We start from the raw sequence: 13,260 nt of genomic DNA, 5'->3' as shown, positions 1-13,260 counted from the left end.
ATACAATCTTTATATCAGGTTTATTGTCGTGACGATGAAAATAATTATGACAATACGCAAAATGGATCCTGATAAGACGCAGAATCCGTGAAAAGGTGCGGTCAGTTAGGTCGGCAGACACCAAGCCGACCAGTGGAAAACCTGCCGTTTCGGCAGGTTTGGCTCTACTATTCGATGGAACGAACCTGGCTACAGGCCAGCCAGAGTGCTGTTAACACTTGCAGTGCGAAACAGAGCAGGAAGACGGGTTCGATACCAATCGCTGATACCAGATACCCTGATGCAACCAGGCCGAAAGGCATCATCAGCTTGAACAGCGAACCTGTGATACCGGCGATCCGACCGAGGTGCTGGGCATCAAAGGCTTCCTGGCGGTAGCTCCAGATGCAAATACTGCTCAACAGACCAATGGCTGACACCCAGGTAAACGCCAGTGTCAGTGTCCACGGACTGGTTACAATCAGTGGCACCATAAATCCAACCGACTCCAGCGCAATGGCGCCGATCAGCAATGGACCCAACCCCAGTTTGCGGCGAATTGTGTCGGCACTGAATGCGCCAAGCAAGCCACCGACACCGGATGCGGCCACCAGATAACTGACCTCAACGGCATTCATTGCCAATTCAGCTTTGGCATAATAAATGGCCTGAATCCAGAACACGGCACCTGTGGTATTGATCACCATCACGGCCAGTGTAATGGTCCACATATTCTGCTCCTGGCGCAGGATCTGCCAACCTTGGCGCAGCGCCGCCCATACGCCGGCATGATGCGGATTGAGCGTGCTGTGCCACTCCAGACGGTTGAGCTGCCAGTAGGAAATCAGCAGTAATCCGGCCACGGCCAGAAACACATTGTGGATCGCCGACAGCAACATCAGCGCCCCAGACAACACCGGACCAACGGTTTCCATAAAGCTACTGAGTGAACTCATTCGCGCGGTGGCCGTATTTTGCATGCTCTGAGGCAGGGCGCTTTTCATCATGGTTATACGCGCATTGTGGTAACCGTAGTTGAACGCCATCATCAGAAAAGCACAAGGGAACAGCACCCATAACGGCTGGCGGAGCCATTCTACCGCCAGATAGGAGCAACTCACGGTAACGACCTGCCCGAGTAACATCGCCTGAGACCAACGTTTTTTATCCACCCGATCAACCCAGACGCCGATGAACAACGCGAGAAGCAAGTTGGGGACAAATTCGACGGCGCGCATCCAGCCCATCATTTCGGAAGAGTGAGTCAGTTCATACACCAGCAAGGGAACGGCGAGGTTATAAATTTGGGCGCTGAAGGCGACAAACAGTGCGCTGGAAAATAGGATAAGAAACGGTCGGCTTTTCCATATCGAGCCCGGCTCTTGGGTTAGGGTGCTCATTTGTAATTCCTTTTAACGGCCTGAAAAGTTTCATTATCGAAATTAAAAGACGAAGAAAAATAGAAGATATTCAACATATTTTCATCTTTTATGTTTGCCTTATCCTTGGCATGGATGAATAAAAAACCAACGATTCATTACACGGATTTGTCATTTTTTGCTTGCCGTACGCTAAACTGTGCCGGTTATCGGTGATATCTGGGCGAAGCATGGTAAAAAAACTCAAACGGCTGCTGATCAAAATATGTCTTTTCTTGTTATTGGCGCCTGTGGTGTTGATCGGCGTGTTCAAGTTCATCGATCCGCCCATTTGGGGCTGGAAGATCGCGCGTATGGTTGCGCCGCCAGCCAGTTATCCAAGCCGGACTGAGCATCAATGGGTGCCGCTGGACCGAATTGCCACTAGCATGTCGGTGGCCGTGATGGCATCAGAAGATCAGAAATTTCCCTATCATCATGGCGTGGATACTCAGGCACTGCTCGACGTGATCCTGTCGGCAGATGATCAAGGTCCGTCCCGCGGCGCCAGCACCATTACTCAGCAAACGGCAAAAAATGTGTTTCTTTTTCCGGCGCATTCATACCTGAGAAAAGCGTACGAGCTGTATTTTGCGCTGTGGATGGAAGTGATCTGGGGCAAACAGCGCATCATGGAGGTGTATCTTAACGTGATTGAGTTTGGACCTGGTATTTACGGTGTGCAGGCGGCGAGTGAACACTACTTCCATGTCCCAGCCAGCCGCTTGACCCGATCGCAGGCTGCCCAACTGGCGGTGGTGCTGCCAAACCCTTATCGAATCAAAGCCAGCCCGATGACACAGTACACCTACCAACGTTCCCGCTGGGTGATGCGTCAGATGAACAATCTAGGATCCCTCCAGTTGTAAGCCAAAAATGTGTTCGTGCTAACGCTCCTGCCACATCGCGCTGTTGTTGTACGCTGAAATCCCTATGATGCCATGAAACATGAAAACATGGCCTGAGAGCTCATAGGGATGTCATCTATATGCGATATTGGAAAGCGCTCGCTTTTTGCCGTGACCATTTAGAGATCAACCAGTGGCAGTCGGTGTCACTGGATACGCTCGCCACAGCGCTGTGTTGTACGCGGCGCAACGCCCAGTTGCTGGTGCGCCGTTTGACACAAGAACAGACCTTAGACTGGCAACCCGGGGTTGGACGTGGCAACCTGCCTCGGGCGCGCCTGAAAAAGCCCATTGAGGATCGCCTGGTAACAAAGGCGAACCGATTGTTGGAAGAGGGTAAAGTGGAGAGTGCATTGCAGCTCATCCCAGAGGCGCAGCGCGACGCCTTCATTGCCAGTTATGTAGCCCGTTATCAGAGTCAGGCGCAGTCCACACATATTCTTCAGGTGCCGTTTTATCGCGCTACGCATTCGCTCGATCCGATAGCGATTAACCGCCGCACTGAGCACCATATTGCCAGCTATCTTTATGCCACGTTGCTTCGTTACGACCCGATTCGTGACCACTGGCACGGTGACCTGGCGCATTCCTGGTATCAAAGCGGTGACACTCTGGACGTCGTGTTGCGTAAAGGACTGCGCTTTCATGATGGCTCTGTGCTGAATGCGGCAGATGTGGTGGCGCATTTTGAGCGACTCATGGCTTCAGAGTCAGGGAACCGGGCTCTGTTTGATTGCATCGACCGGGTAGAGATACTGAGCCCAGATCGGCTGCGTTTTGTCAGCCAGCGTATGCCGGCTTTGTTGCCCAAACTGCTGGCCGATGGGGCCATGGGCATTACCAAACTGAGTCACGGTCAATTGTTGGGCACTGGGCCGTTTGCTCTCGCAGAGCAGACCGAACGCCGGACCCTGTTACACCGTTTTGCTGATTATCATGGTTATCGTCCCTGGATTGATGGTATTGAAATCTGGAATGTCGGCGCTCACGCGAAGATTTTGCCCTCAACAGCGATGTGGTGCATGGCGTTCATCTGCGTGGCAAGGCGCGGGCAGGCTATCAGGTTTGCCAGCAATGGGAGCGGGGCTGTGAGTATCTGATGCTCAATCCGTCGCGCCACCCGTGGCTGAAAAAGCACGCCCATCGTCAGGCCTTACAGCACTTGGCCACTTGCCTGCAGCCGCCTCAACACTTACTTGATGAAGAGCTGGCGAAGGCGAAGGGAATGCTGTCACAACCGGAGACGCTCACTGCGCCCGAGCCATTAGATCTCGAGGCTTTGTTTGGCCCGTTAACGCGGCCTGCGGAGCCGCTGAAGATCCTGACCTATCAACTGGAAACCCATATCACACTAGCCCGAATGCTGGCGTATGCTTTGCTGGCTCGGGGTATCCCTTGTGACTGGCAAATGCTGAGTTTTCCGGATTTCAATTGTCGTCTGCGTCAGTCTCAGGCGGACATTCTGATCAGCGGTGAAGTGTTCGGTGACGATACAGAAATGTCCTGGCTTAGCTGGCTGATGTGCACCCATTCGTTGTCAGTGTGCTTGTCATCGCGTGAGCGCACCTGGCTGCAGACTCAGATTGAACGGGTGATGAACAGAGAAACGTTGGCCCAGCGTTTGCGTGGGTTTGCTCAACTTGAAAAAAAGCTTATCGATAAAGGCGTGTATCAGCCTTTGTATCACGTGCGGCAGGAGTTGAACGTGTCTGACAGGCTGACCACGACCGAACTGCTGGCCAATGGCTGGATCGACTTTAATCAGGTGGTCATGCAATAAAAAAAAGCCGGAGTTGAAACTCCGGCGGTGAGGCTTAACTGCGACTGGTAGCGAAGTGGTCAAAGTCGTACACGTCGTCACGATATTGTACGTGATGACCGTCATACCACGCGGTTTTATAGATGATGTAGACCGGAATGCGGCTGCGCAGTGGCAGGGCTTTATTGGACGATTTACGGTATTCTGGTTTGGTGTTCAGCCCCTGTGTTCGCATCAGAGCGGAAGCAAACTTATCGGCATGTTCCACTCGGATACAGCCGGAACTGAACGCACGAGATGCGCGGTTAAACAGATATTTACTCGGTGTATCGTGCAGATAGATGGCTTCTGCGTTTGGCGTATTGAATTTGTAACGTCCGAGCGCATTCCAGTTGCCTGAGGCCTGACGCAAGCGATACGGGAAGTTATTAGGATCGACACTGCTCCAGTCGATTTGCTGATAATCGATCACTTCACTCGACCCCCAGCTTTTGAGGATCTGAATGTGGCGCTGGCTTAAGTAGGATTGATTTACTTTGGCCTTGGGCAGGATATCCTCTTTCATGATGGTGGGAGGCACGTTCCAGGTCGGGTTGAAAATCAACGCATTCATGTAGGTTTTCATCACCGGGGTCTGACGTGCTTTACGCCCTACGATCACTTTTGAGCTAAATGCTTCATTACCTTCAGCCCAGTAATGCATTGAAAAACCGGGTACGTTTACGACGATCAGCTGATCACGCTCTGTCGGCCACATTCTGGCCCGCTCGGTATTGAGTGCCAGCATGGCCAGTCGCTTACTCGATGAAACGCTTAACCATTTCAGTGTCGCCGGGCCAATCGCACCGTCGTCAGTCAGGCCATGGATGCGCTGAAACGCTTTAACCGCACTGACCAGGCTCTCGTCGTACCAGTCGACATCGTTGGCCACACCGGAGACATCAACACCAACCATGTTTAATCGGGCAATCAAGGCAGGACGATCGGCTAGTTTATCCCCTTTACGAATGACACCACTTTGGTAATAAACGGGTTGAGGTTTGGTTTCAAACTGCTTGAGGCTCTGATAGGCACTGTAGAGCGCTGGGTCGGTGATCAGGGAAGGAGCAAAGGAACGCAGATAAGCACTGGTGTTGTGATGAGCGATTGCCTGCTCAAATTCAGCGACAGAAGCCGCCTGAGGTTCTGGTAATTTGCTGGTCAGGCGCGAGCTGAAAAACCATTTTTCACCCTGGATCGGAGCCTGTTGTGCATAGCTGAGGTACAACAGAGCGGTATCGGTTGCCAGCAGATCGTATTCAAACCAACTGTGGCGCTCTCGGTACAGGCGCAGGTAATCCAGTTGATGGCTGAATAACGGACTGAATCCGGCCCGCTGGATCACTTCCAGTTGTTGTTCAAACTGGTCACGCAGTTGTTCGTCGGCCCAGATCAACTGCAAATCCGCATCCTGATACACGCGACTGGTTAAAGCCGGATACTGGAGCATTGAGATAATTTTTGAGTTTTCTTCGAACCAACTCAGAGGCTCAGTGCGCGCGTGCGCCATTGCCGGGAACGCGACCAGCAAAACACTTAGCCAACAAAATAATCGTGTTCTCATAGATCTGCTCTCATTTCTCCTGTTTATGGTTATGACGCTTTTGCACTGTTTTGTTCCGGGATTCTTCGCCTGGAATCGCCGCATCACAAGGTGTGATCAGGGTTACAGTTTACGACGGCATTATCCACCAAATTTATGAAAATTGTGTGATATGAAATTTATCGCACTTGATTTTAACCAAAGTGCTCAAGGATTGCTCATGTAAATGCATGAAAATTCAATCTTAGTGACGGCGCTCAGGCCCGTGCATTGTTAGGGCAAAATTGTTCTCAAAGGTGAGACGATGGCAGTTTGAGTTAAATCTAAGACAAATATCAGAGTGTTAAGCTTAAAATCAACAAGTTAGGAATAAAAGAGTCAGGCTGTGAGCGTACCAGGCGATGAAACGCTCGCCTTGGCCTACACTAGTTACGATCAATTTCATCGAAAGGAACTTCTTATGATTACAGCACTTTACGCGTCAGTGTTGGCGGGACTGCTGATTTGGTTATCGTTTCAGGTCATTAATCAGCGACGTGACAATAAGGTGATGTACGCTGATGGCGGGGTGGAAAAGCTAACTATTGCCCGCACGGCACAAGGGAACGCGGTGGACTACATTCCTATCACGCTGATTCTGATGGGGCTGGCTGAGTTCAATGGTGCTGGTGTTTTCTGGATCCATCTCACCGGACTGGTGTTCTGTGCCGGGCGCTTTATTCATGCTCGCGCGATCCTTAACGAAAGTCTCAAAGGCCGGGTCAAAGGCATGAAACTCACCTTTGCCGCTATGGCAGGGCTGATCCTCCTGAATCTGGTTAATCTGCCGCTGGCTAACTTGTGGTAACAAGATGAAGCGTTTGTGGCCAGCGGCCTGGGTGCTGGTGCTCACAGGGTTAGTGCTGAATATCCTGGCGATCCTGTTGTCGAGTATCGTGCTGGATAAACTGAGCTCAGACAAAGCCCAGTTGAGTGAGCAAAAAGCGGAAAACCTCTATTCAATCCAACTCGCCTGGAATGGCGTTGAGACGCTGGAGCGCAAACGAGAGGCATTGCTGCTCCATTTGCAACTCGCGTCGCAGGCTCCGCTCTCCAAGTCGCTGGATGAGGCACTCCGTGGACAGCTGGCGATCTGGGTGGGGGACGACAGTGTGGCGCACGTTACGCCGGATCATTTACCAGCCTTGATGGTGCAGATCAACGCTGCCCAGCGTCATCAGCGGGAGCGTATTGATGATTTTTATTTGCAGAATCTGTCGCTGAATGAACGCACCTTGCAACTTGAAGAGCGCATTGCGTTTTATAAAAACATCGCTCTGTTCCTGCAAATTTTTGGTTTAGCGCTCATTCTCGCCCGCGATCTCGCTCGTCAGTCTTAGTGCTTGTTCATCGATATTGGGGTGATTGAGAACCTGATAATCAGGCAGTTCTCGCTTGAGGCCGATGAACGTCGCCAGCGCGCTGTCCACCGACAACTGATTGGCCAGCCAGTCCGGCAGCGCACCGCCCGGGTTTGCAAAAGCGGTGTATTCGATGTGTGTCTGGCCGTTGGTCAGTTTTTCCAGGACCCAGCGGGCCCGTACCGCTGTGATACGGATGTAGTCTGGATTTTGCGGTAGATAGTCACTGGCGTCTTTGATGAGCAGTTCGAATGCGCCGTCAACAATCTGATAGCGAGAATAAGTCACCATGTCGCGATCTTTGGCGGGCCAGGGGGCGGCAAACTGGGTGTAGACAATATTTTCGTTAGAGCTGATTTGCTGTAACACCCGGCTGTGGCTGGCGTTATCGATCCAATTAGGGATGTTGTCACTGTCCTCCAACAACAATAGAAAGGCTGAGTAGCGGGTCGGAAACAGCATCTGGGCGCGAATTTCAATCAACCCATCCTGATGGTCGCGCTTTTCGATGGTGATGCCTTGTTCCGTTTTAATGAATGTCCATGTTTTTTCGTTGGCGGAGTAAGAGTAAGTACTAACTAAAGCAGCGAGTAACACCATCAAGCGCATAACGATTCCCTGAGTCGAGGTAAAAAAAAGGTTGTCCTAAGACAACCTTACAAGTGTTTCATAGACAAACGCTAACAAAAACTCCCTCTTACAGAGATCTTATTTCACCATGTGCTTACGCTCGTCAGAGCGAAATCGATCACTGAAAGCGTTCGGATTAGATCAGTGCCTGGCTGGAAAGCAAAAAGATCCCGAGTGTACAGGTAAATAAAGACAGTACGGTTGTGAGCGCGATAATGTTGGCAGCCAGTTGTGCGTTGCCCCCCATCGCTCGGGCCATGACGTAACTGGCGGCCGCTGTGGGCGAAGCACTCATCAAAAAGACCACCCCCAAATCCAGTCCGCGAAAGCCAAATCCGATAGCGGTGCCGGTAATCAGTAGTGGGGCCAACAGCAATTTCAGCCCGGTGGCAAACCAGGCGGGAGCTTTGTCGTGCTTTAGCGCGCTGATATCGAGCGAGCCGCCGGTACACAGTAATGCCAGAGGCAGGGTCATGCTGGCGAAATACTGTCCGGCATCAATCACCATGTCGGGCACGGGAATCGCCAGAGCGTAAACCAAAATACCAATCACAATCGCCAGAATCAGTGGGTTGCGCGTCATGGTTTTCGACATCACTTTGATCGCCTGCATTCCGGACGCTTCACCTTTCGGGGTCAGTAGGATGACTGCCTGGACGTTGTACAAAAACGTCATGGCTGCAACGTAAATGGCGGCCAGCGCGACGCCGGATTCCCCATACGCATTGGCGACGTAAGCGAGGGCTATGATCCCGGTATTGGCCCGAAAGCCACCTTGTATCACCACGCCTTGATCACCGTTGTCACGCAGCAGCTTCCTGGTCGCCACAATGGCAATGAGGAAAAAGACGAAATTGGCAACCACACCGTAAAGAATTAACGGGGTGCTGGAGGAGAAATCGTGTTCGGCATTGACGATGCTGATGAACAACATGGCTGGCAGAGTGACCTGGAACACCAGCTTGGATGCGACATCGATAAAGTTTTCATTGATGCGGCCGGAGCGCTTTAAAAAGACACCGAGAAACAGCATGAGACAGATCGGGCCAGTAATAGACGCAGAGAACAGCAACTGATCGAGAATGCCAGTCATATCAATCCTTTGAAACAGCATGCGTAAAGAATCTATTGTGCATAATTTAAGCGTGATGCAAATAAGAATTTGCATAATAGTACGATCGTGCTAAATATAGAGCTTGATTGTCACGACGGATCACATCATGAGTAAAGGGCGCCTGACCCGGGAAACCATCCTTAGCAAAGCATTTGAACTGGCCAGTGAAGATGGGCTGGAAAGCCTGACCATCGGTGAGTTGGCCAAACAGTGCGGTATGTCTAAAAGTGGCCTGTTTGCACACTTTAACTCGAAGGAAAATCTGCAGGTGGCACTGGTCGAGTACGCCAACAGTGTGTTCACGCAGCGGGTTATTTCTCCGGCCAGAGCACTGGGGTCGGACAATATTGAACGCAAACTCAAACTGCTGCTGGACAATTGGCTGGGGTGGAATCACTCGTTTCAGGGCAGCTGCATGTTTCTTGATGCGTGGAAAGAGACGGGCCGCGAACACGATGCGACCCAGCAGGTGCTGAAAAAAACCATCGCAACCTGGATTCACTACCTTGAGATCCAGATTGATAAAGGCATTGCCAATGGTGAGTTCCGTGCCGATTTGTCGGCCGGTCAGGCGGTGTTTGAACTGTATGGGCTCTACCTCAGTGCGCACCTGTTTTATTCCATCCATGGTCAGCAGAGTAGCTATCAGCGCTTCTGGCATGGTGTGGAGTGTTTGCTCGAGCGCTGGAAAGTATCACGCTAGTGAAGTTCTGGCCTTGAGTTTTACCGATTATTTGCATTAAAAAAGCACGGTCGTTCGATTAAATGATGACCGCATAAAGGACGACATTATGAGTGAGAAGATTTATTTTAATACCTCCAACAAGTTCAGTGTAAAAAGAACACTCGTGAATGTGAGTACCCGCTTACATCACACACTGGCTCCGGCTCATGCCCGAAAAACAGCGCGTCAATTGCTGCTAACACCGGCACGAGCCAAACCAAAGAATCATGAGCCTCAAGGATTACGCAAAGGGGAAATCCATTCGGCGGAAGGTGTACTGCGCACGTATACCTTGGGTCAGGGGCCGGTATGGGTGATGACCCACGGCTGGTCGGGATCGGCGAGCCAGTTTTATCCTTTGATGGAACACGTCGCCAGTCAGGGTTATACGGCGCTGGCGTACGATCATCCCGCTCATGGGGAAAGCGAAGGCTGTTACGGACATATTCCGGCTTTTGTCATGGGCCTGGACGCGATCCTCGACAGTGTGGACGAGGTCGCGGGGTTAATTGGTCACAGTATGGGGACGGCTTCTGCGCTGGAGTGCCGACATGCGAAACTGGAAAACAAACCAATGCTATTAATTGCGCCAGTCCTCGATTACCTCGATAACTTGTTTGGTAGCATTGAGCGCTCCGGTTATTCGATGCGTTTGTTTCATGCTGTGGTGTCAGAAGTGGAACAGCAGTACCGCTACCCGATTCAGTCCATCAATCCCTACCTGCGTTTAACCCAGCGTGACGCACCGACCATTATCGTGCACGACGAGCAGGATAAATTTGCCAATTACGCAGTGTCTCAGCAGGCCGATCAGGAGATCGAGCGGGTCACGCTGGTGACGACCCACAACCAGGGACATGGTCGGATCATGAAATCATCCATGGTGTTCGATGCGTTTAATGCGCTTACTCAAGCGTAAACAGTGCGTCGTATTTCGTATACCAGCTTGTAAATCAAGCACTTCATGTTTGCTTCTGTGTGAAGAGCCGTGTGCACGGCTCTTCCATTTCGCTTAGCCCAAGCCATTCCTGCTTTCTTTATGCATTATTTGTATTGGCAAAACATCACATTTTCAGCTAAAAATTATAATCTAATTACTCAATAAGTGTGACTGCACAAAGTTGCAATCTCCGATAACAACACCGTCAGCTGGCTATGGTGGGACATAATGGTTTTTCTATTCGTTGTTAAGTACAGGTTGTACCATGAGAGCTGGCAGAGGCGTGCTTTTAGCGGGGATTGTTGCGGTGTGTTTGTTTACCGTCACACAATCTGTGCGCAATCAGGAGCGTGCCGATAAAGTAATTCGCATTGCGGTATCAAAGACAGCACTTTCTGCACCACTGATCATTGCGGAGCAGCAGGGATTGTTTGCTCGGTTTGGTCTCAAGGTTGAGCTGATTCAGATGAAAGGTGGTGTGCGCTGTGCTCAGTTGCTCAATCAGGGGATGGCTGAGTACGCCACCGCCTCCGAGTCGGTGCTGCTGGCTGAGCGGCGTCGCCAACACGATTTGGTATTACTCGCCAGCTTTGTCGAATCCGATAACGATCTTAAGCTATTGAGCCTCGCTTCCTCTCCGATTCAGGCTATTGCCGATTTATCTCAGCGCCGGGTCGGCATGACCCCCGGCAGCGCGAGCGAATTCTATTTTGATGCTGTGGTGATCGCCAGTGGCTTGCGTTCGATGCAAGTCAACAAAGTCTACCTGACCTCCGATAAACTCGACAGTGCACTGCTGTCCGGGGAAGTCGACGCCGTTTCGGTGTGGGAACCACATGGGTACTACGCATACGCGCAAACCTCCGGCCAGGTGCGTGAACTGGGCATTCCCGGCGTGTATACCTTGTCGTTTAACCTGATCAGCCAGCGGGCGTATGCCGAGCAAAACACCGATGAAGCCCGACGATTGCTGAGTGCGCTCAATCTGGCCACGCAATGGATTCACGATCATCCGGAGCGGGCGCGTCGGCAGGTTGCCACCGCACTTGGGCTGTCCCATGATCTGATTCACTGGGTGTGGGACGACTACATTTTTCGTGTGTCGCTGAGCAATGCCCTGATGTCAAATCTGCGTTATCAGATGCGCTGGTCACAGCAGCAGGGCAAAGTAGACGGTGGCAGCATGGAATTGAGCCATGTGATCGATCAGCGCCCGTTTGAACGTGCGATGCAGACTGAGGTGCCGTTGCAATGAAACGTTCGCTGCGCAAGAAGTTGTATTTCCAGTTCAGTTGCACTTTTCTGCTCTGTGCGGCGATCGTGTTACTGATCTGGAGTCAGGTTTCTCAATATAATCAACTACATAGCCAGATTGAGCAGGTCGCACTGGCTCAGCGGCAACTGGAGTTGGTGCGAACCCTGTTGTGGCAGAAACAGTATTTGTCTGAGGGCGTCAGCGCAGAAGATCGTCTCAATGCCGGACTCGCTAACTTTGAGTTAATTGCGGCGAAGATTGAGGACAAGCAAAGCAGCAATGATACTATGTTGAAGCTGGTGTCTCGTCTAAACGAATTGCTTCAGCAAGAACAGCGGCTGAACAATGCCCGTAACCTGATGCAGACAAGAGAGTTCGACAGTGCACAGGATCTGCTGTTTGCCCGCTACAACATGGTGCTGCAGAACATCACCGATCAACTGCTTGGTACTCAGCGTCAGCTCTTGGTGGACACCGAACAGCGTAATACCGGCATGATGTATCTGGTCGCTGCGGTACTGAGTGCTTTTGCTCTGGTGTTAATCATCACCGCGTTTTTCATTCTCAACCGTTTCACCCATGGTCGGCGGGCCATTGCCCGGTGTATTCGTGAGTTACAAAGTGGTAACTATCAGTACCAGGTTGGTGTTGATACGCTCGACAAAGAGTTTGTCTTGCTGGCTGATTTTCTCCACAAACTCGGCCACACCCTCAATCAGACCACCATTTCCCGTAATGAACTGTCCAGAGAAGTGGCGATGCAGACCGCGGCGATCATCAAACAAAAGAACGAGCTGCTGCACCTCTCTTTGCACGATCCGCTGACCGGGTTGTTTAACCGCCGGGCGCTTGAACATCACCTCAATGCGGCGATTGAGCGGGCACAGTCCCGAGATTCGGATGTCGCACTGATTTATTTCGACCTGGATGGATTTAAGCAGGTGAATGACCGTCATGGGCACGCTGCCGGGGATGCGTTATTGTGCACCATTGCCAAGCGATTACTTAATAGTGTCCGCGATCATGACATCGTGGCTCGCATGGGGGGCGATGAGTTTATCATCTGTTGTGAACTGGTTGGGCAGGAGTCCGTCCCGGCTTTGCTTGACCGGGTTGTGATGCTGATCCGCAAGCTCAGTGAGCCGATCAGTTTTGAACATCAGACATTGAGTGTCGGGGTCAGTATCGGTATCAGCTACTACCCGAGCCAGTCAGACAATGCAAGCAAGCTAATTCAGCTGGCCGATAAGGCCATGTATGTGGCTAAGTCGGTGCCGGGCAGCGCCTATTACCATGACCACCTCACCACTCCGATCGTTGTTCGATAACCGTCTGGCATACTCGTGCTTTTATTGGTGTTGTTTATTTTTTATTACAATACAAATCAAATATTTAATAATTATAACCTCGTCCTTGATGCGGTTAACAATTTTGTAATCATTATTATCTCCGTGTTTGAATCTGTGGGATCATATTCCGGTTCCCTCTGAGCAGAGATGCACGCTGTTTCTGTCTGACTCAGTGGGCGCGACGCCGACAGGCTTTCATAAG

13 protein-coding genes are annotated in these 13,260 nt (G+C 51.3%); 9 read left to right on the top strand and 4 right to left on the bottom strand.

Annotation, left to right across the window (positions count from 1 at the left end; translation table 11 throughout):
* Window positions 1–167: 167 nt before the first annotated feature.
* Entirely contained in the window at window positions 168–1,379 is a 1,212-nt protein-coding gene (locus tag CAG65_RS04895) for an MFS transporter (protein ID WP_161452564.1), read from the bottom strand.
* Window positions 1,380–1,588: 209 nt separating this feature from the next.
* Here CAG65_RS04895 and mtgA point away from each other — a divergent pair, with 209 nt between their 5' ends.
* The 3 genes from mtgA to CAG65_RS22170 all read left to right on the top strand — a co-directional run bounded on the left by mtgA (window position 1,589) and on the right by CAG65_RS22170 (window position 4,085).
* On the top strand, window positions 1,589–2,266 hold the full coding sequence (gene mtgA / locus CAG65_RS04890) for a monofunctional biosynthetic peptidoglycan transglycosylase (protein WP_021706707.1): 678 nt from the start codon (window positions 1,589–1,591) through the stop codon (window positions 2,264–2,266).
* A 119-nt stretch (window positions 2,267–2,385) separates the two neighbouring features.
* On the top strand, window positions 2,386–3,405 hold the full coding sequence (locus CAG65_RS22175; protein ID WP_237668750.1) for an ABC transporter substrate-binding protein: 1,020 nt from the start codon (window positions 2,386–2,388) through the stop codon (window positions 3,403–3,405).
* Entirely contained in the window at window positions 3,405–4,085 is a 681-nt protein-coding gene (locus tag CAG65_RS22170; RefSeq protein WP_237668749.1) for a hypothetical protein, read from the top strand. Before CAG65_RS22175 ends, CAG65_RS22170 begins: the two co-directional genes overlap by 1 nt.
* A gap of 34 nt (window positions 4,086–4,119) precedes the next feature.
* On the opposite strand, the gene CAG65_RS04880 is transcribed toward CAG65_RS22170, so the two are convergent.
* Complete coding sequence (locus tag CAG65_RS04880) at window positions 4,120–5,667, bottom strand: L,D-transpeptidase family protein (protein WP_161452563.1); 1,548 nt, start codon at window positions 5,665–5,667, stop codon at window positions 4,120–4,122.
* A 439-nt stretch (window positions 5,668–6,106) separates the two neighbouring features.
* Between CAG65_RS04880 and CAG65_RS04875 the strand changes: the two genes are divergently transcribed.
* Together CAG65_RS04875 and CAG65_RS04870 are read left to right on the top strand one after the other, a co-directional pair.
* Window positions 6,107–6,493, top strand: coding sequence for an MAPEG family protein (locus CAG65_RS04875; protein ID WP_021706704.1), 387 nt, complete (start codon window positions 6,107–6,109; stop codon window positions 6,491–6,493).
* A 4-nt stretch (window positions 6,494–6,497) separates the two neighbouring features.
* Window positions 6,498–7,025 carry a hypothetical protein gene (locus CAG65_RS04870; protein ID WP_021706703.1) on the top strand — a complete coding sequence of 176 codons (528 nt, stop codon included), beginning with the start codon at window positions 6,498–6,500 and terminating at the stop codon, window positions 7,023–7,025.
* Here the strand turns inward: CAG65_RS04870 and CAG65_RS04865 are convergent.
* Window positions 6,984–7,655 carry an START domain-containing protein gene (locus CAG65_RS04865; protein ID WP_161452561.1) on the bottom strand — a complete coding sequence of 224 codons (672 nt, stop codon included), beginning with the start codon at window positions 7,653–7,655 and terminating at the stop codon, window positions 6,984–6,986. The genes CAG65_RS04870 and CAG65_RS04865 overlap by 42 nt on opposite strands.
* Before the next feature lie 157 nt (window positions 7,656–7,812).
* Window positions 7,813–8,769: an AEC family transporter gene (locus tag CAG65_RS04860; protein ID WP_161452558.1), complete on the bottom strand. Its 957-nt coding sequence runs from the start codon at window positions 8,767–8,769 to the stop codon at window positions 7,813–7,815.
* Between the two features lie 127 nt (window positions 8,770–8,896).
* Between CAG65_RS04860 and CAG65_RS04855 the strand changes: the two genes are divergently transcribed.
* The 4 genes from CAG65_RS04855 to CAG65_RS04840 all read left to right on the top strand — a co-directional run bounded on the left by CAG65_RS04855 (window position 8,897) and on the right by CAG65_RS04840 (window position 13,037).
* Window positions 8,897–9,493, top strand: a complete 597-nt coding sequence (locus tag CAG65_RS04855; protein WP_021706700.1) for a TetR/AcrR family transcriptional regulator — start codon at window positions 8,897–8,899, stop codon at window positions 9,491–9,493.
* An 88-nt stretch (window positions 9,494–9,581) separates the two neighbouring features.
* Window positions 9,582–10,433: an alpha/beta hydrolase gene (locus CAG65_RS04850; RefSeq protein ID WP_161452557.1), complete on the top strand. Its 852-nt coding sequence runs from the start codon at window positions 9,582–9,584 to the stop codon at window positions 10,431–10,433.
* 286 nt (window positions 10,434–10,719) lie between these two features.
* Entirely contained in the window at window positions 10,720–11,709 is a 990-nt protein-coding gene (locus tag CAG65_RS04845) for an ABC transporter substrate-binding protein (RefSeq protein ID WP_021706698.1), read from the top strand.
* Entirely contained in the window at window positions 11,706–13,037 is a 1,332-nt protein-coding gene (locus tag CAG65_RS04840) for a GGDEF domain-containing protein (RefSeq protein ID WP_021706697.1), read from the top strand. Before CAG65_RS04845 ends, CAG65_RS04840 begins: the two co-directional genes overlap by 4 nt.
* Window positions 13,038–13,260: the final 223 nt, after the last annotated feature.

The sequence above is a fragment of the Vibrio sp. V39_P1S14PM300 genome, from assembly GCF_009904765.1.
GTDB classification, from domain to species: Bacteria; Pseudomonadota; Gammaproteobacteria; order Enterobacterales; family Vibrionaceae; genus Vibrio; species Vibrio proteolyticus.
This window is presented reverse-complemented; position numbering and strand designations above follow the sequence as displayed.

Coding starts and splice junctions, on each gene's coding strand:
- CAG65_RS04895 (WP_161452564.1), bottom strand. CDS start 1,379: ATGAGCACCCTAACCCAAGAGCCGGGCTCGATATGGAAAAGCCGACCG.
- mtgA (WP_021706707.1), top strand. CDS start 1,589: ATGGTAAAAAAACTCAAACGGCTGCTGATCAAAATATGTCTTTTCTTG.
- CAG65_RS22175 (WP_237668750.1), top strand. CDS start 2,386: ATGCGATATTGGAAAGCGCTCGCTTTTTGCCGTGACCATTTAGAGATC.
- CAG65_RS22170 (WP_237668749.1), top strand. CDS start 3,405: ATGCTCAATCCGTCGCGCCACCCGTGGCTGAAAAAGCACGCCCATCGT.
- CAG65_RS04880 (WP_161452563.1), bottom strand. CDS start 5,667: ATGAGAACACGATTATTTTGTTGGCTAAGTGTTTTGCTGGTCGCGTTC.
- CAG65_RS04875 (WP_021706704.1), top strand. CDS start 6,107: ATGATTACAGCACTTTACGCGTCAGTGTTGGCGGGACTGCTGATTTGG.
- CAG65_RS04870 (WP_021706703.1), top strand. CDS start 6,498: ATGAAGCGTTTGTGGCCAGCGGCCTGGGTGCTGGTGCTCACAGGGTTA.
- CAG65_RS04865 (WP_161452561.1), bottom strand. CDS start 7,655: ATGCGCTTGATGGTGTTACTCGCTGCTTTAGTTAGTACTTACTCTTAC.
- CAG65_RS04860 (WP_161452558.1), bottom strand. CDS start 8,769: ATGACTGGCATTCTCGATCAGTTGCTGTTCTCTGCGTCTATTACTGGC.
- CAG65_RS04855 (WP_021706700.1), top strand. CDS start 8,897: ATGAGTAAAGGGCGCCTGACCCGGGAAACCATCCTTAGCAAAGCATTT.
- CAG65_RS04850 (WP_161452557.1), top strand. CDS start 9,582: ATGAGTGAGAAGATTTATTTTAATACCTCCAACAAGTTCAGTGTAAAA.
- CAG65_RS04845 (WP_021706698.1), top strand. CDS start 10,720: ATGAGAGCTGGCAGAGGCGTGCTTTTAGCGGGGATTGTTGCGGTGTGT.
- CAG65_RS04840 (WP_021706697.1), top strand. CDS start 11,706: ATGAAACGTTCGCTGCGCAAGAAGTTGTATTTCCAGTTCAGTTGCACT.